Source organism: Bacteroides propionicigenes (assembly GCF_018390535.1).
GTDB lineage: Bacteria > Bacteroidota > Bacteroidia > Bacteroidales > Bacteroidaceae > Bacteroides > Bacteroides propionicigenes.
This window is the reverse complement of sequence record NZ_JAHBBW010000001.1, coordinates 330705-349807: the sequence shown is the minus strand read 5'-3', so window position 1 is coordinate 349807 and position 19103 is coordinate 330705. Positions and strand designations below refer to the sequence as shown.

Annotated in this window: 11 protein-coding genes and 1 pseudogene; 9 read left to right on the top strand and 3 right to left on the bottom strand. The window is 49.1% G+C overall.

Annotation, left to right across the window (positions count from 1 at the left end):
- The first annotated feature begins 12 nt into the window (after window positions 1-12).
- Window positions 13-2592, top strand: a complete 2580-nt coding sequence (locus KG118_RS01620) for a glycosyl hydrolase 115 family protein (protein WP_117711228.1) — start codon at window positions 13-15, stop codon at window positions 2590-2592.
- A 78-nt stretch (window positions 2593-2670) separates the two neighbouring features.
- On the opposite strand, the gene KG118_RS01615 is transcribed toward KG118_RS01620, so the two are convergent.
- A complete protein-coding gene (locus KG118_RS01615; protein WP_117711229.1) occupies window positions 2671-6762 on the bottom strand; it encodes a hybrid sensor histidine kinase/response regulator transcription factor in 4092 nt (1363 codons plus the stop codon).
- Window positions 6763-7109: 347 nt separating this feature from the next.
- Here KG118_RS01615 and KG118_RS01610 point away from each other — a divergent pair, with 347 nt between their 5' ends.
- Window positions 7110-8345, top strand: coding sequence for a site-specific integrase (locus KG118_RS01610; protein ID WP_004371695.1), 1236 nt, complete (start codon window positions 7110-7112; stop codon window positions 8343-8345).
- 12 nt (window positions 8346-8357) lie between these two features.
- A complete protein-coding gene (locus tag KG118_RS01605) occupies window positions 8358-8720 on the top strand; it encodes a hypothetical protein (RefSeq protein WP_004371696.1) in 363 nt (120 codons plus the stop codon).
- A gap of 74 nt (window positions 8721-8794) precedes the next feature.
- On the opposite strand, the gene KG118_RS01600 is transcribed toward KG118_RS01605, so the two are convergent.
- Together KG118_RS01600 and KG118_RS01595 are read right to left on the bottom strand one after the other, a co-directional pair.
- A complete protein-coding gene (locus tag KG118_RS01600; RefSeq protein WP_025072717.1) occupies window positions 8795-9100 on the bottom strand; it encodes a helix-turn-helix domain-containing protein in 306 nt (101 codons plus the stop codon).
- Between the two features lie 31 nt (window positions 9101-9131).
- Window positions 9132-9431, bottom strand: a complete 300-nt coding sequence (locus KG118_RS01595; RefSeq protein ID WP_004371698.1) for a helix-turn-helix domain-containing protein — start codon at window positions 9429-9431, stop codon at window positions 9132-9134.
- Window positions 9432-9633: 202 nt separating this feature from the next.
- On the opposite strand from KG118_RS01595, the gene KG118_RS01590 reads away from it, so the two are divergent.
- The 6 genes and pseudogenes from KG118_RS01590 to KG118_RS01565 form a co-directional block, all read left to right on the top strand.
- Entirely contained in the window at window positions 9634-9990 is a 357-nt protein-coding gene (locus KG118_RS01590) for a helix-turn-helix domain-containing protein (protein ID WP_025072716.1), read from the top strand.
- A gap of 3 nt (window positions 9991-9993) precedes the next feature.
- Entirely contained in the window at window positions 9994-10344 is a 351-nt protein-coding gene (locus tag KG118_RS01585; RefSeq protein WP_004291454.1) for a helix-turn-helix domain-containing protein, read from the top strand.
- A 20-nt stretch (window positions 10345-10364) separates the two neighbouring features.
- Window positions 10365-11924, top strand: a complete 1560-nt coding sequence (locus KG118_RS01580; protein WP_004371700.1) for a DUF3945 domain-containing protein — start codon at window positions 10365-10367, stop codon at window positions 11922-11924.
- Window positions 11925-11984: 60 nt separating this feature from the next.
- On the top strand, window positions 11985-14075 hold the full coding sequence (locus KG118_RS01575) for a type IA DNA topoisomerase (RefSeq protein ID WP_004371701.1): 2091 nt from the start codon (window positions 11985-11987) through the stop codon (window positions 14073-14075).
- Between the two features lie 164 nt (window positions 14076-14239).
- On the top strand, window positions 14240-14692 hold the full coding sequence (locus KG118_RS01570) for a DUF1896 domain-containing protein (protein ID WP_004371702.1): 453 nt from the start codon (window positions 14240-14242) through the stop codon (window positions 14690-14692).
- Window positions 14682-19034, top strand: a pseudogene (locus KG118_RS01565) (N-6 DNA methylase); the annotation flags it as partial. The gene KG118_RS01570 and the pseudogene KG118_RS01565, both read left to right, overlap by 11 nt.
- Between the last annotated feature and the right edge of the window lie 69 nt (window positions 19035-19103).

The following is a 19103-nucleotide window of genomic DNA, read 5'->3' as shown; positions in this document are numbered from 1 at the left end:
AAGGAATGCACTATGGAAATGAAAAAATGTTTGGGAATATTGTTACTCTCAACTTTGTGTTTGGATGCAGGGGCTATAGATAATAAGGGGATAACCTTTAATCAGTTGGCATCCGATAGATTTACGCTTGTAGAAAACGGTACTCCTAATGCCATATTGATAGATGAGTTGGAAGATGCCGGTGTAATGATAGCTGCGAAGAATCTTCAGAGTGATTTTAAGAAAGTAACAGGTAAGGCGGCTGATTTGGAATTTGAACCACGTGCAAAGCGTATGGTTATAGTAGGTACTCTTAAAAGTCGTTTTATAAAAGAACTTGTGAAAGCGAAGAAGATAGATGCTTCATCGCTGAATGGTAAGAATGAAAAATACCTGATGACAGTAGTGACCGCTCCTTTAAAGAATGTGGAGGAGGCGTTGGTTATTGTAGGTAGTGATAAACGAGGAGCAATTTACGGAATATATGAGTTATCAGAACAAATAGGTGTTTCTCCTTGGTATGATTGGGCTGATGTTCCGGTTATTCCCCAGCAGAATTTATCTATCGTTCGCGGAAATTATACGGCAGGAGAACCGGCTGTGAAGTATCGCGGTATTTTTCTGAATGATGAAGCTCCTTGTCTGACCGGTTGGGTGAAACACACATATGGTACAAACTATGGTGATCATCGTTTCTATGCACGTGTATTTGAATTAATTCTGCGCCTGCGTGGTAATTTTATGTGGCCTGCCATGTGGAGTTGGAGCTTTTATGCAGATGACCCCGAAAATAGCAGGACAGCCAATGAGATGGGAGTTATTATGGGAACCTCTCACCATGAACCTATGGCACGTAATCACCAAGAATGGGCGAGAAAACGTAAAGAGTATGGTGTGTGGGATTATACTTCCAATCAGAAAGTGATTGACCGTTTCTTTCGCGAAGGTATTGAACGTGCTTTAAATACGGAAGATTTGATAACAATTGGTATGAGAGGTGATGGTGATACCCCAATGGGTGGAAAGGAAGGAGAAGATGATAAATATGTACCGCGTGATAAGGAGAATATGCGTTTAATGGAAAAAATCTTCAAAAACCAGAGACGTATTATCAAAGAGGTGACTGGAAAAGCTCCTGAAAAACGTCCGCAAGTATGGGCTATTTATAAAGAAGTGCAACGTTATTATGATATGGGGCTTAGAGTGCCGGATGATGTTATTATGTTGCTGAGTGATGATAATTGGGGAAATGTACGCCGTTTACCGAATGCTGAAGAAAGGAAACATCCCGGAGGATGGGGTATATATTATCATGTAGACTATGTGGGGGCACCTCGTAACACTAAATGGCTTAATGTGACTCCGATTCAGAATATGTGGGAACAGTTGCAACTGACGTATGATTACGGGGTTGATAAATTATGGGTACTCAATGTCGGCGATTTGAAGCCGATGGAATATCCTATTACTTTATTTCTTGATATGGCTTGGAATCCTAAACGTTATACTGTTGATAACTTGTTAGACCATCCACGTCAATTCTGCGCTCAACAGTTCGGTGAAGAACAAGCGGGTGAAGCTATGCGTATTTTGAATTTATATAGTAAATATGCCGGCAGAGTTACAGCTGAGATGCTTGATTGTGAAACTTATAATTTAGAGACCGGAGAGTGGAAGCAAGTGTCAGACGAGTTTATAAAACTTGAAGCGGAAGCATTGCGCCAATATATGGCACTCAAACCGGAATATAAAGATGCGTATAAGCAATTGATTCTTTTTCCGGTTCAGGCTATGGCCAATTTGTATGAAATGTACTATGCACAAGCCATGAACCATAAACTCTATAAAGAGAATAATCCGCAGGCTAATTATTGGGCAGATAAAGTTGAAATGGCTTTTAAGCGTGACAAGGATTTGTGTTACGATTATAACAATGTAATGTCGGGTGGTAAGTGGAAGAACATGATGATACAGAAGCATATCGGTTATACTTCTTGGAATGATAATTTCCCAGCAGACAAGCAGCCGGAAGTGTATCGCATAGCAGAACCTAAAGAGACTGGTGGATATGTCTTTAAATCCCAAGACGGTGTAGTGGCAATGGAAGCCGAACACTATTTTGAGAAGAAGGACGCTGCCGAGGCACAATGGACAACTATCCCATATATGGGACGTACGTTGAGTGGAGTGGCTTTGATGCCTTATTCTAAGGATGTTACAGGGGCCTCTCTTGCATATAGGATGGAAATTCCTAAAGATGTTACGGAAGTTAATGTTCACGTCATAGTGAAGTCAACGTTGGCTTTTCATGATGTAAAAGGACATAAATATGAAGTAGGGTTTAATGGTGGTAATGTGGAAACAATTAACTTCAATGCAAACTTGAACGAAGAGCCGGAGAATGTATATAGTGTATTCTATCCGACTGTTGCCCGGAGGGTAGTTGAAAGTCAAGTGAAACTGAAACTTCCTGAGACACAGGATAATATTCAAACTCTTATACTGAAACCATTGCATCCGGGAATCGTGTTTGAAAAGATAGTAGTAGATTGCGGCGGATACCAGAATACTTATTTATTTATGGATGAATCTCCTTGCAGAAGAAATAAATAGATATTTTTCTTATAGATAGATAAAGCGGACTCTTACAGATTTATTTATGTCCTTCTGTAGGAGTCCGCTTTATTTGTATCATTCCGTATCAGAAGATGTTGAGTTTAAATGTTGCTCCATATAGGCAGTAGGTGTCATGCCGTATAACTCTTTAAATGCAGTTGAGAAATAAGCTACATTAGTAAATCCTGTCAGGCTTGCAACCTCATTGATGTTCTGACGTTTGCTTGCCAATAAGCTTGCAGCTTGTTTCAGCCGGATATTGCGTATCAGGTCACGGGTGGACTGATTGGTTAGTTCTTTTAATTTACGGTGAAGATGAACACGACTAATTCCCACAGTGTCAGCTACCAACTCAACATTTAGTTTAGGGTTGGCTATATTGTCATTGATGACTTTCATAATACGGTTCAACAGGCGATCATCCGGTGAGTCCATCTCTAATTTTTGCATCCGTTCTTCTTGTTCCTGACTACCTTGAAAATTATTTCTTAACCTTTCCCGGCTCTTTATCAGATTAAAAGCACTCTGTCTGAGAATCTCAATGCTGAAAGGTTTTGTTATATAGGCGTCTGCTCCTATGCTGAGACCTTCCAGATTATCTTCTTCACGGCTTTTTGCTGTAAGCAGAATAACGGGAATATGATTGATATTGATGTTTTGTTTTATTTTTGAGCAAAGAGTTATACCGTCCATTTCAGGCATCATGATGTCACTTATAACTAAATCCGGACTTTTCTTGAGAATTTGTGTAAGGGCTTCTTTTCCATTATTGCATTCTTGCATATGGAAGTTGCTGCCCAGTTCTCGACAGATATAACGGCGAATTTCTTCATCATCTTCTACTACCAAGACACGATATTTGGATTTGGAACGTATTTTTTGAGATGTTTCTGTAATAGGTGCCGCTGGTAGGGCAGTTGTTATATGTACAGGGCTGTTTTGGGGCACTGAATTATCAATTTCTTCCGGTGTAAGATGCGCCTTTCCTAATGGCAGGCGGATAATGAAACGGCATCCGGAGGTCTCTTTATTGTTTTCGACAGTAATACTGCCATGATGTAATTCTACCAGTGAGCGGGTGAGGTGTAGTCCGATTCCTGTTCCGATGTTTGAGTTGTTTTGGCTGTTTCGTATTTGATAAAAACGATCGAAGATACGCTCCAATTCAGTTTCATTGATACCTATTCCGTCATCCTCTATGCTGATTTCAAAATAATGGCTCAGTGCTTTCTGGGCGGTATTGGGATTATTACCGGTACACAAATGAACTTTTATTTTTCCATTTTCCGGTGTGAATTTAAAAGCATTGGAGAGTATATTCAAGACTACTTTATCAAAGTTTTTGGGGTCTATCCATGCTTTTAACTCTTTCACTTCGGAGTGGAAAGTCAATAGGATATGTTTGGTATTAGCTTGATATGTAAATGTATCATACAAATCTTGTATGAAACTTACCATATCTGTTTCCTGAAACTTAAGTTGCATCTGACCTTTGTCTATTTTCCGAATATCCATAAGTTGGTTGACAAGTCTCAAAAGGCGTTCAGCATTGCGATAGATAATATTATAACTCTGTTGACGCTCTGTATCGGAATCGTTCGCCATTAGTTTCTGAAGCGGACTGATAATAAGCGACATCGGTGTTCGTATTTCGTGAGAAATATTGATGAAAAATTGCAGTTTGGCTTCATTCAGTTGCTCGGCGTGTATATGCTCTAACATTCTTTGGCGTGCATGGTAGCGTTGCCGTATTTGTACAATGATGAAAGCGACAATGATGATTGCTGTCAGGCAATATATGGTTTTGGCCCACAGTGATACATACCAAGGTGGAGAAACAATAATGGTCAGTTGTTTGATTTCAGAATAGGAGTTATAATCTCTGGCTCTTACTTGGAAGTGATAGGTACCCGGTGTCAAATCACTGAATGATACTCTGTTGACTCCGGGTTGCAAATTCACCCATGTATTATTATTGAATATATAAGAGTAGCTGATACGTTCAGGGCTGTAAAACTCCATTGCAGAGAATTCAATACTGAATGAATTGTCTTTGTACGACAAGTGAAATTTGTCGGCATTCATTACAGAAGTCTTAATAATGTCATAATGTCCGGATTTCATGCCTAATTTTACAGCTTTATCATGAATGTAGAAGTCTGTAATACGTATTTCGGGCTTTTTATTGGGGCTTGTTATTTCCTTTGGGTTAAAATAAGTGATACCGTTAGTACCACCAAATATGATTTCTCCTTTTTTCCCCGCAAATGATACTCCTTTGCTGAATTCGTTTCCTTGTAGACCATCGCTGGCATAGAAGTTGACAAATGTTTGTGCTTCGGGATTGAATCGGGATATACCGAAATTGGTACTTATCCACAAGTTACCATCCAAGTCTCCCTCAATGGCGGAAATGGAATTGCTGGGAAGCCCATCGGATATGGTATATTGTTTGACTTCCTGTGTTTGGTGATTCAACTGTTTTAAGCCCTGTGAAGTTCCTATCCAGATGTTCTGATGCAGATCTTCATACAGTGCATAAATAACATCTCCTTGCAGCAGGCGGTTTACTTTGTAGGTAGATACAAAACTCATTGTTGGTATATCCAAACAGCCTAAACCGTCATAAGTACCGATATAAAGCTTGTCATTGCAGCTGTACAACAGGCAGTTAATCCATGAATTATGTAACATGTTACCTTTGAGACGATATTCAAGACCGCTTTTAGGAGTCGGGCAACGAAACACATCTTTTGTGTCCAGATTGATACGATAAAGCCCGGCCCCCATGGCGCTTACCCAAAGCTGTCTGTGGTTGTCCTCTATAATACTGTAGATACTTTGTACTTGCTCTTCGTTTTTATACGGCAAAGTTACGTATTCGCAATGTCCGGTTTGAGGATTTAGTTTTGCAAGACCGTCTCGGTACGAACCTATCCATATGTTTCTGTCCGAGTCTTCGCAAATACTCATAATGGTAGATGATACCGAATGCCCGATATCGGGGCTTTGTTCAAAATGCGCCTTCTGTTTACCGTCCGGGGCGATACAATAAATTCCGTCATTATCTGTACCTATCCAGTAAGAGTCGTTGTGGTCTTTGTATACAGACATAATGCAGCAAGAACCGATTGTGTTATGAGTAGAAGATTTATACCCCATATATTTGAAGTTATTGGTAATGGGAGGGACAATCATAACTCCTTTCTGGAAAAATCCCAACCAAAGATTACCTTGTTTGTCTTTGAGGATAGAATGTACTTTGGACTTATTAAAATTGAAACTGGTAACGTTGATAGGACTCTCCATTATCTGTTCTTTCTGTACCTGATATACTTTCATTCCATTTCCGTCAGTTCCAATATATATTTCATCTTGATTCATGGAATATAAAGCTTTAATCGGTAATTGCGGATAGGAAGGGCATTTTATATGAGTGAAACAGTCGGTCTGTGGATTGTATTTGAATAGTCCGTTCTTCAAACATCCTATATAAATGTTTCCGGCCTTATCCTCACAAATGGAAGAAGGCCATATCATTTCTTTTTCATTTGGGTAATGTTTCAGTTTCTTATTTTTGTCTATGCTGTATATTCCTTTGTCATTAGTGATGACCCATAGTGTACCTTTTCGGTCCTCGTAAAGCTGGTTGATGAGGTAGCTTGGAACCAATGTGGGTAATTGCTGGGCTTTTATATGCCCTTCCTTCATGCTTAAAGAGAATATGCCATGCCCGGATGTTCCTATTAATACTTCTCCATTACTACGTTCAATGATGGTAGATATATTCGCACCTAATGTACCCCCGTCTTCAAAGGTCATGGGAATGGTGGAAAAGATACCTGTTGCACGGTCATAAGCCTGTAAACCGTTTAGTGTACCTATCAGAAAAGCTCCCTTTGTGTCTTCAAAAAGAATACGGACATAGTTGTTTAAAAGTGAATGTTCATCGTATGCGTTGTGTTTGTATACACTGAACTTGGCTCCGTCATATCTATTCAGACCGTCTTCGGTAGCTATCCATATTATTCCTTCTTTATCCTGATAAATACTATTAATCATGCTGCTTGACAGTTCACTGTCTACAGTAAACAGTTTGCCCTTTTGACCATAACATAAAATGGACAAAAGGAGATACAAAAGAGTAATTGCTGATTTCTGTTTCATAGTATATTATTTGGATCTACAAAGTTACTACAAAAAAGTGAAATGCGGAAAGATATAGTGATAGAATTGAGTTACAAGGGTTTTAGTTGAAGTGGCGATAATTCGTGAAGCCATTACAATCCCTGCCGAAGCCAAATCCTGACGCCGCAACGTTACTTGTTCGTAACCATGCCCGAAAATGCGACAAACGGGCACGGAGGGCGAAACAAGACACTAAGGAATAGTGAGTTACCGACAACTCACGCGAAAAATCCGGTTACGGAAAAAGATTGCGCCGTTCCTCTCCGTTTTGCGTACCGACACCGGACTCTTCACCAACTAATTTTGAAACCAAAAAATTAAGGACAATGAAGAGTACATTTTCAGTAATCTACTACCTCAAGCGTCAGGTAGTGAAAAAGGACGGGACAGTTCCCGTCATGGGACGCATCACAGTTGACGGCAGCCAAACGCAGTTCAGCTGCAAGCTGACTGTCGATCCGAAATTGTGGGACACCAAAGGTGGACGTGTCACGGGCAGAAGCACGGCGGCACTCGAAACGAACCGTATGCTTGACAAGATGCGGGTACGCATCAACAGGCACTATCAGGAAATCATGGAGCGTGATAATTTCGTCACAGCGGAGAAAGTCAAGAACGCATTTCTTGGACTGGAACACCGCCATCATACACTTATGCAGGTGTTCCGCCAGCACAACGAGGACTACGAGAAACAGGTGGAGGCAGGCATGAAAGCCAAAGGCACGCTGTTGAAGTACCGCACCGTTTACAAGCACCTGCAAGAGTTCCTCGACATCCGCTACCATGTGAAGGACATCGCCCTGAAAGAGCTTACCCCGGCTTTCATCTCCGATTTCGAGATGTTCCTGCGCACGGACAAGCACTGCTGCACCAATACCGTGTGGCTGTATGTCTGCCCGCTACGGACGATGGTTTTCATCGCCATCAACAACGAGTGGCTGACACGCGACCCGTTCCGCGAGTATGAAATCAAGAAGGAGGAAACGACACGCAGTTTCCTGACCAAAGAGGAAATACGCCTGCTGATGGACGGGAAACTGAAAAACGCCAAACAAGAACTGTACCGTGACCTCTACCTGTTCTGCGCCTTCACCGGGTTATCGTTTTCGGATATGCGCAGCCTCACAGAAGAGAATATCCGCACCTACTTCGACGAACACGAGTGGATAAACATCAACCGCCAGAAAACGGGCGTGGTGTCCAACATCCGCCTGCTCGACATCGCCAACCGCATAATCGGCAAATACCGGGGGCTGTGCGAGGACGGCAGGATATTCCCCGTACCGCATTATAACACGTGCCTTGCCGGTATCCGTGCCGTCGCCAAGCGTTGCGGCATCACCAAGCATATCACGTGGCATCAGAGCCGCCACACGGCAGCCACGACGGTATTCCTCTCCAACGGCGTACCCATCGAAACCGTCAGTTCCATGCTCGGACACAAGAGCATAAAGACGACGCAGATTTACGCTAAGATAACGAAAGAGAAACTCAATCAGGACATGGAGAACCTTGTGGCAAGATTGAGCGGCATTGAGGAATTTGCAGGTTGCACCATCTAAAAAAGAGGAGCCATGAAACGTGACATAATCATCATAGATAACAAGGCGGTCAGCGTAACCGGTAACGACGTATGGATGGCCGCCACCGAAATCGCCGGACTGTTCCATACGACCGTCCCGGCAGTGAACGCCGCCATCAAAGCTGTCCGCAAGTCGGACGTGCTGAACGACTACAAGGTATGCCGTTACATGCAACTTGAAAACGGGCTGTACGCGGACGTGTACGCGCTTGAAATCATCATACCCGTCGCCTTCCGGCTGAACACCTACAACACCCACCTGTTTCGCACATGGCTGGTGGGAAAGGCACTCTCACAAGAGAAACGGCAGGCATACGTGATGTTCATACAGAACGGAAAAACTGGGTATTGCTGATTGCGCATACCCCATAAGACAAGAAACGGGCAGCACCACAAAAGGTGTCGCCCGTTTCCTTTTTCATGCCAGCGTCACTCCAGCGGCTTGCGGTAGTTCGCTTCCAGTACCTCGCGCAACCCCGTTTCCGGGTAAAGCACCTTCCCTCCCAAAAGTATGAAGGGCAACACGCGGTTGTTGCGGTATTCCTGCAAGGTGCGTCGGCTTACACGGAGCAGTTCCGCCACCTCGCCGTCCGTCAGGTAACGCTCCCCGTCCAGCGGAGGACGGTAATTCTCCAGAAATGCGGACAGCCATTTTGAGCCTTTGCGCATATCCTGCATCACAGAGGCTATCGGCTCGTCTTCCATCGTAAAAACATCGTTGTTCTCGTTTATCATAACTTCGGATTCAGTGGGTAAATAAATCAAATCATCTGCCGTGCGGATAGAGTGTACCGATAAGCGGTATCAACCGCTTTACCTCCTCCGGCTTGTAATAAAACCTGCGGTTTATCTGCGAGTAGCCGATAAGCCGCCTGTCACGCAGCGTCTGCAACGTACGCGGGCTTATTCTCAACTGCCCGCAGACCTCCTCGCCCGTGAGCCATCTTTCCATGCGCCCCGTGTCGCTTTTGCGCCTCAGTGCGGCGACCTTCTCCGAGAGTGCGCCGAATGTCGCCACCATCATCTCGAAAGTCTTTTTCTCAATTGATACTATTTCCATATTCATGCAATTATCGGTTTGCCCGCAAAGGTAACGATACACTCCCGGACACGTGCCGTTTTCCACTGAAAGGCTGCCTGTTGCGCCGTTTGACCGGGTTACGGAGCCATCTTCCGTAAAAATCTTACGTGAGTCACGTAGTGAGTTGTTAAAGCCCCTTTTGTTTATTGCCGAATTTTGCCGCAGATACAAAAAGAAAGGACTGAATATGAAAGTGATAACAATGGAAAGTTCCGTCTTCCGGTCATTGACGGAACAGATAGCGGAGATTGCGGCACACGTCCGTGCCGTCTCCGGTGACAAGAGAGCGGCATCGCCCGACAGGTTGCTCACCACACGCGAGGCGGCGCACCTGCTTAACGTGAGTACCCGCACCCTCCAGCGTATGCGCAGCGAGCAACGCATCGGCTATGTCGTGCTTCGCGGCAAATGCCGCTACCGGCAGTCGGAAATCGACCGCCTGCTTGATGAGAGTACCGTCAACGAGGACGCGGCGACACCGCAGGAACTGAAACGCAACCACACGTTGCGCACGGGCGGCAACCCCAAAGGAAGGAGGACATAGGTCATGGAACTGCTCACACGAAACAACTTCGAAGGCTGGATGCAGAAGTTGATGGAACGGCTCGACCGTCAGGACGAACTGCTGCTGGCGATGAAGGCTGAGGGGAAACAGCCTACTATCACGGAAAGCATCCGCCTTTTCGACAATCAGGACTTGTGCATGCTGCTTCAGATAAGCAAGCGCACCCTGCAACGCTACCGCAGTGTCGGCGCATTGCCCTACAAGACACTGGGCAAGAAAACCTATTACAGCGAGGAGGACGTGCTGACATTCCTTTCCAACCATATCAAGGACTTCAAAAAGGAAGATATAGCCTTCTACAAGGCTCGTATCCATAATTTCTTTCATAAATAACCCATTAAAACATTTTTCAGATGGCAAAGAAAAAAGACGAAAAGGACGTGCTGGTGGTCCGTGACGAGAAGACGGGCGAGATCAGCGTGGTTGCCGGGCTGAACGCGGACGGCACACCCAAGCGCACCCCCGCGAAAGCGGAAAACGCGCAGAGTTTCCTGCAATTCGACCGACACGGCGACGTGCTGGACAACTTCTTCAAGAACTTCTTCCGGCAGTGCAAGGAACCCAGCCGCTTCGGTTTTTACCGCATCGCGGCAGACCAAGCCGAAAATCTCTTGGAGGTGATGAAGCAACTGCTGAAAGACCCCGAAGCGAACAAGGAGCTGCTTGCCCCTCACAAGGTGGACACCTCCGACTACGAGAAAAAGGTGCAGGAAGAACTGGCAACCGAAAAACAAGAACCTCAAAAACAGGAAAACATGGAGCAACAAAAAGAACAACAGGAAGATCCCGAACAGACGCAGGGCAAACGGGGCTACCAGCCCATCGACGAGAGCAAAATCAACTGGCAGGAGCTGGAGGACAGATGGGGCGTGAAGCGTGACGACCTTGAAAAGTCCGGCGACCTTACGAAGATGCTCCACTACGGCAAGTCCGACTTGGTGAAGGTCAAGCCCACCTTCGGCGGCGAAGCATTCGAGCTGGACGCCCGCCTTTCCTTCAAGAAGGACGGCGAGGGAAACATCAGCCTCGTGCCGCACTTCATCCGCAAGGAGCAGAAACTGGATGAATACAAGGAACACAAATTCTCCGACGACGACCGGAAGAACCTGCGCGAGACGGGCAACCTCGGCAGGGTCGTGGACATCGTGGAGAAGGAAACGGGCGAGATTATCCCCTCCTACATCAGCATCGACCGCAAGACGAATGAGATCACGGACATTCCGGCGAGCAAGGTACGCATCCCGGAGCGCATCGGCAAGACGGAAATCACCAAGCAGGAGCAGGATATGCTCCGCGCCGGACTGCCCGTGCGCGACAAGCTCATCGAGCGCAACGACGGCAGGAAGTTCGTCACCACTCTGCAAGTGAACGTGGAGCAGCGCGGCGTGGAGTTCGTGCCGGGAACCGGAAGGTCGCCCCGTACCGTACAGACGCAGGAAACCAAAGGCGACACGTCGAAAAGTCAGGCGCAAGGCGGGGAAAATGCCACACAGACCAAGAAGGAGCAACGCCGCAACACGTGGACGAACGAGGACGGCAGCATCCGCCCCATCAGCAAATGGAGCGACGTGAACTTCACCGAACAGCAGAAAGCCGACTATGTGGCGGGCAAAGCCGTGAAACTGGAGAACGTGACCGACAAGCAGGGCTTCCATGCCACGATGTATATCAAGTTCAACCCGGAGAAGGGTCGCCCGTACCGCTACGAAACAAATCCCGACATCGGGCAGCAGGTCGCCCCGTCCAACGAGAGCCGCACGCAGGTGGCGGTGAACAACGAGGGCAAGACCAACGAGGCGACAAAGAACCTGAAAGAGCCTTTGCAGAAAGGTCAGACCACTCCGAAGGACGCCCGCCAGCAACAGCAGCAGGACAAGCCGCAGAAGAAAACGGGCAAGGGCATGAAAGTATAGACCGATGTCCGCCACTGAATCCAAAATAAAATCCAAAGTATCAACAAAAAAGAAGAAGACATGAAGACAATCATTGCAGAAAAGCCCTCCGTGGCACGTGAAATCGCCCGCATCGTGGGCGCGACAAAGAGAGAGGAAGGATATTTCGAGGGAGGCGGCTATGCCGTGACATGGGCATTCGGACACCTTGTCCAGCTCGCCATGCCCGATGGCTACGGCGTGCGCGGTTTCGTCCGTGACAACCTCCCGATTATCCCCGACACCTTCACGCTCGTCCCCCGTCAGGTCAGGACGGAGAAAGGCTACAAGCCCGATAGCGGCGTGGTGTCGCAGATAAAAACAATCAAAAGGCTGTTCGGCACCAGCGACCAAATCATCGTGGCAACCGATGCCGGACGCGAGGGTGAACTTATCTTCCGCTACCTCTACCACTACACGGGCAGTACCACTCCTTTCGTGCGCCTGTGGATAAGCTCGCTCACCGACAAGGCTATCCGCGAGGGATTGCGCAACCTCGAAGACGGCGGCAAGTATGACAACCTATACCTCGCCGCCAAAGCGCGAAGCGAATCCGACTGGCTCGTGGGCATCAACGGCACGCAGGCTCTCTCCATCGCCGCCGGACACGGCACATACTCCGTGGGGCGGGTGCAGACACCAACGTTGGCTATGGTATGTGAACGCTACTGGGAGAACCGCCGCTTCACGCCCGAAGCCTTCTGGCAACTCCATATCGCAACGGACGGTTGCGACGGCAAGGTCGTGAAATTCTCATCCTCTGAAAAATGGAAGTCGAAAGAACCGGCAACGGAGCTATATAATAAGGTAAAGGCGGCAGGCTTCGCAACGGTAACGAAAGCCGAGCGCAAGGAGAAAACGGAGGATACCCCGTTGCTGTACGACCTGACCACGCTTCAGAAAGAAGCCAACGCCAAGCACGGCTTCACGGCGGAGCAGACGCTTGAAATCGCGCAGAAGCTCTACGAGAAGAAGCTGATAACCTATCCGAGAACGGGTAGCCGCTACATCCCCGAAGACGTGTTTGCCGAAATTCCCAAACTGCTCGCTTTCATCGGCACACAGCACGAATGGAAAGACAAGGTGCGGGCAAAAGCCATCCCGACACGCCGCAGCGTAGACGGCGGCAAGGTGACAGACCACCATGCCCTACTCGTCACGGGTGAGAAACCGCTCTTCCTCTCCAAAGAGGACAATACCATCTATCAGATGATTGCCGGGCGCATGGTCGAGGCATTCTCTGAAAAATGCGTCAAGGACGTGACCGCTGTCATGGCGGAATGTGCCGGAGTGGAGTTTACCGTGAAAGGCAGCGTCATCAGGCAAGCCGGATGGCGTGCTGTCTATGGCGAGGAAAACAAGGAGGAAACCACCATTCCCGGCTGGCAGGAAGGCGACACGCTGACACTGAAAGCCTCTTCCATCACAGAAGGGAAGACCAAGCCCAAGCCGCTACATACCGAAGCCACCCTGCTGTCCGCAATGGAAACGGCGGGCAAGGAAATCGAGGATGACGCACTGCGGCAGGCGATGAAGGACTGCGGCATCGGTACTCCCGCCACACGCGCCTCCATCATCGAAACGCTCTTCAAGCGCGGTTACATGGAACGCTGCAAGAAATTGCTTGTCCCCACCGAAAAGGGGCTTGCACTCAATTCCGTGGTGAAGACGATGCGCATCGCCGATGTCGCCATGACAGGCGAATGGGAGAAGGAACTGGCACGCATCGAGCGTGGGGAGCTGTCCGCCGATACCTTCCGCAAAAAGATAGAGGCGTACACGCGGGAGATTACCTCCGAACTGCTCTCATGCGACAAACTCTTCGGCAGCCGCGATTCCGGTTGCGCGTGTCCCAAGTGCGGCACGGGCAGGATGCGGTTCTACGGCAAGGTGGTACGCTGCGACAACACGGAGTGCGGGCTTCCCGTGTTCCGGCTGAAAGCGGGACGCACCCTGTCCGACGATGAAATCAAAGACCTGCTCACCGAAGGGCATACCCAGCTGCTCAAAGGCTTCAAGAGCAAACAGGGCAAGAGCTTCGATGCCGTCGTCGCCTTTGACGGGGAATATAACACGACGTTCGTGTTCCCGGAGGCTAAAAAGGGCAAGAAATTTTCAGGACGGAAGAAATAGTATTAACTTTGCCACTTGTTCAGAGTAATGAATTGTTCTTCGATACCGGATTACACTCATACTTTGGATTTAGTGGCGGCACTCGGAGGGATACCGAGTGCCTTTTTCTTCCTTTTTTCCAACCGATTATCCCGTTAAATATCAATCCACTAAACTCCAAAGTAATGAACAACAAGAAGAACAACGAAGGGCAGTCCGACTTTTCCTATTACGGTCTGTACCTGATGGACTACCTCCGCACGAACAAGTTTGAACAGGCTACCGACACCGCTTTCATACGGGAACGCGCCGATCGTGCCGCCGAAACGTATGAAAAGGCGCGGATTGAAGGCTATCCCACCGACGGTGCGCAGGAACTGGCGATGGAAACACTGCTGCGCGGGTTGCACTATTCCCGGTACGCCATGCTCCACGAAGTCGTGGAGAACGAGTTTGCCAACGAAGTGCCGGAAGAGAAACAAGAAGCCTTTATCCATAAACTCCTGCCGCTTGTCGGCAACGTGTTCTCCGTCTATGACCTTTCGGACGACAACTTCGCCCTGTCTTCCGATTACGACCTGCTCTATACGGAGCTGACGGGGGCAACCGTCCTTTACATCGGGGAATATGGCGTTTAACCGCAAACAGAAACTACGGGACAACATCGAGGCGATACGGACGGCATTCATCCTTGACAGGGAACAGAGAGCGGCGACAACCGAAGAGCGTGCCATACTTCAAAGGTACTGCGGTTTCGGCGGTCTGAAATGTATCCTGAACCCTGCCAAGGAACTGACGGATGCCGTCCGGTGGGCGAAATCCGACCTCGAACTGTTCGCCCCGACGGTGGAGTTGCACAGGCTCATCCGTGAGAACAGCAAGGACGAAACGGAATACAAGCGGTTTGTGGATTCGCTGAAAGCATCCGTGCTGACCGCTTTCTACACCCCAAAAGAGATAACTGACACCCTCGCGGACATGCTGGCGGATTACAGCGTCCGCCCCGCCCGTATGCTCGAACCGTCGGCAGGTGTAGGCGTGTTCGTGGATTCCGTGCTGCGGCACAGCCCCGATGCGGATGTGATGGCTTTCGAGAAGGATCTGCTCACGGGGACAATCCTGCGGCATCTATATCCAGACCATAAAATGCGCACCTGCGGTTTTGAGAAAATTGAAAAGCCTTTCAACAATTATTTCGACTTGGCGGTATCTAACATCCCGTTCGGTGACATCGCCGTGTTCGACGCGGAGTTTCAGCGTAGCGATTCCTTCGGCAGACGCTCCGCCCAGAACGCCATACACAACTATTTTTTCCTCAAAGGGCTTGATACCGTGCGTGACGGCGGTATCGTGGCGTTTATCACCTCGCAGGGGGTATTGAACAGCACCAAGACCTCCGTGCGTAACGAACTTTTCCGGCAGGCTAATCTGGTATCCGCGGTACGCCTGCCCAACAACCTGTTCACGGACAACGCGGGCACGGAGGTGGGCAGCGACCTGATTGTCCTGCAAAAGCACCTGAACAAGAAGGAAATGTCGCAGGACGAACGGCTGATGACCGTGATACAGACGGATACGAAAACCGACCTGACGGACAACGCCTATTTCATCCACCACCCGGAACGCATCGTGCATACGACGGCGAAACTTGACACCGACCCCTACGGGAAACCCGCTATGGTCTATCTGCACGAGGGCAAGACCGCAGGCATATCCGGGGACTTGCGCCGTATGCTTGACGAGGATTTCCATTACAGGCTCGCCATGCGTCTGTATTCGGGAACAATCCGGCAGTCGGGAACGGAAGAAAAAGTTACCGTTCAAAAGGAGGTAGAGCGTCCTGCTATAAAATTGGAAACGGTATCTTCGGCGCAGACGGTGGAAACTCCGACAGAAAAACCGCAACCCGTTGAGGAAAAACCGGAGATAGAGCCACGTCCGAAATATTCTGACGGTGTGCAGCTATCCTTGCTCGACCTCTGGGGGATGACGGAAGAAGTCAGTCAACAACCGAAAACCGCCAAAAAGAAAAAGGCGGCGAAAAAGGAAAGCCCGACAAGGCGCATTCCGTCCAAGCCGCAGACCACACAGAATGTTACGGAAAACAAGGAGGCGAAAACGGACAATGCCGCCAAGCCTGCCGACCCTGACGACATCTATGCCACGTTGGACTGGGATACCAATCCTCCCATCAACGGCTTCTATGAAATGATGATGGGTTTGACGCCGGAACGCAGGAAGGAACTTCGGGAGCTGGCAAGACAGCATAACGAGAAACAAGTGGCGGCGGAAAAGACGGAAGTGAAAGCTGTGCCGGAAACTTCCCGAGAGCAACCACGACAGGAGGAAACACAGCCGAAAGTTGCCGCCACGCCTGCTGCTACCGATGCTCAAGTGGAAGCGGTGGCGACTTCACTTTTCCCCGACATCGAAGCGGAAAAGCCGAAGGAGGAAGTCGTGGACCTTTCTCCGCGTGCCTACCACCGCACGCCGGAGATGCACCTGCGCGAAGGCTCGCTGGTGGCTGACAGGGCGCGCCGCAACATCGGCTATCTGAAGGACATCACGCCTTACGGGGCCACATTCCAGCCGCTCGACCTGAAAGGCTACCAGAAGGAGAAGGCGTTACAGTATGTTTTACTCCGTGACGCCTACGAGCGGCTGTACCGCTATGAATCGAACCTACACGAAGCAAATGTCCAGTGGCGTGAGCATCTGAACACCTGTTACGATGAGTTCGTCATGCGTTACGGCAACCTCAACGCCAAGCAGAACGTGAAGCTGGTGATGATGGACGCGGGAGGGCGTGACATCCTTTCGCTGGAACGGGCGGAGAACGGGAAGTTTGTCAAGGCGGACATCTTCGATCGTCCTGTTTCCTTCTCCGTGGAGAGCCATGCCAACGTAGGCTCTCCCGAAGAAGCCTTGTCCGCGTCGCTCAACAAATATGGCACGGTCAATCTCGACTATATGCGGGAGATAACCGACAGCACGGCGGAGGAGTTGCTCACAGCCCTGCAAGAACGTATCTATTACAATCCGCTCGTAACCGGTTACGAGATTAAGGACCGCTTTATTGCCGGAAACGTGATAGAGAAGGCGGAACGCATAGAGGCTTGGATGGGCGAAAACCCCGAAAGTGAACGTATGCCGGAGGTGAAGCAGGCGTTGGAGGCTCTGAAAGAAGCCGAACCGCCGCGCATCGCCTTCGAGGATCTGGACTTCAATTTCGGGGAACGCTGGATTCCGACGGGTGTCTATGCCGCCTACATGAGCCGGCTGTTTGACACAGAGGTGAAAATCGCCTACTCCGCCAGCATGGACGAGTTTTCGGTGGCGTGCGGCTACCGCACCATGAAAATCACGGACGAGTTTCTGGTGAAGGGGTATTACCGGAACTATGACGGTATGCACCTTCTGAAACACGCCCTGCACAACACCTGCCCCGACATGATGAAGTCCATCGGCAAGGACGAGCATGGCAACGACATCAAGGTGCGCGACAGCGAGGGAATACAGCTCGCCAACGCCAAGATTGACGAGATACGAAACGGATTCTCCGAATGGCTCGAAGAGCAGTCGCCACAGTTCAAGGAGCGGCTGACGACGATGTATAACCGCAAGTTCAACTGTTTCGTGCGCCCGAAGTATGACGGCTCGCACCAGACTTTCCCCGACCTCAATCTGAAAGGCTTGGCAAGCCGGGGCATCAGGAGCGTCTATCCCTCGCAGATGGATTGTGTCTGGATGCTGAAACAGAACGGCGGCGGAATTTGTGACCATGAGGTGGGAACCGGCAAGACGCTGATTATGTGTATCGCCGCACATGAAATGAAGCGTCTGAATCTGGCGCACAAGCCGATGATTATCGGGCTGAAAGCCAATGTCGCGGAGATTGCCGCCACCTATCAGGCGGCATATCCCAACGCACGTATTCTGTACGCTTCGGAAAAGGACTTTTCGACCGCCAACCGCGTGCGTTTCTTCAACAATATCAAGAACAACGACTACGATTGTGTCATCATGTCGCACGACCAGTTCGGCAAGATACCGCAGTCGCCGGAGTTGCAGCAGCGCATCCTGCAAGCGGAGCTTGACACGGTGGAGGAAAACCTCGAAGTGCTGCGCCAGCAGGGAAAGAACGTGTCGCGGGCGATGCTGAAAGGATTGGAGAAGCGCAAGCACAACCTTGAAGCGAAGCTGGAGAAGGTGGAACACGCCATAAAGTCACGCACGGACGACGTGGTGGATTTCAAGCAGATGGGCATCGACCACATCTTCATAGATGAGAGCCACCAGTTCAAAAATCTGACTTTCAATACACGACACGACCGTGTGGCGGGGCTGGGAAACAGCGAGGGAAGCCAGAAGGCGTTGAACATGCTCTTTGCCATACGCACCATACAGGAGCGCACGGGCAAAGATTTGGGAGCTACGTTCCTCTCCGGCACGACCATCAGCAACTCGCTGACTGAATTGTATCTGCTGTTCAAGTACCTGCGCCCGAAGGAGCTGGAACGGCAGGATATCCGGTGTTTCGACGCTTGGGCGGCGATATTCGCCAAGAAGACGACGGATTTTGAGTTCAACGTGACGAACAACGTGGTGCAGAAGGAGCGTTTCCGATACTTCATCAAAGTGCCGGAGCTTGCCGCCTTCTATAATGAGATTACGGACTACCGAACGGCGGAGGATGTGGGCGTTGACCGCCCCGCCAAGAACGAGATACTGCACCACATACCGCCCACGCCGGAGCAGGAGGACTTCATTCAGAAGCTGATGCAGTTCGCCAAGACGGGCGATGCCACCCTGTTGGGCAGGCTGCCGCTTTCGGAAACGGAAGAAAAGGCGAAGATGCTTATCGCCACGGACTATGCCCGGAAAATGGCACTCGACATGCGCATGATAGACCCGAATTATGAAGACCATCCCGACAACAAGGCGAGCCACTGTGCCAAGATGATCGCGGAATATTACCAATAAACAAACAGACATATTAAAGATGAAAATAAAATCCAAATAAGTACAAGTAAATAGGCTTTATATCAG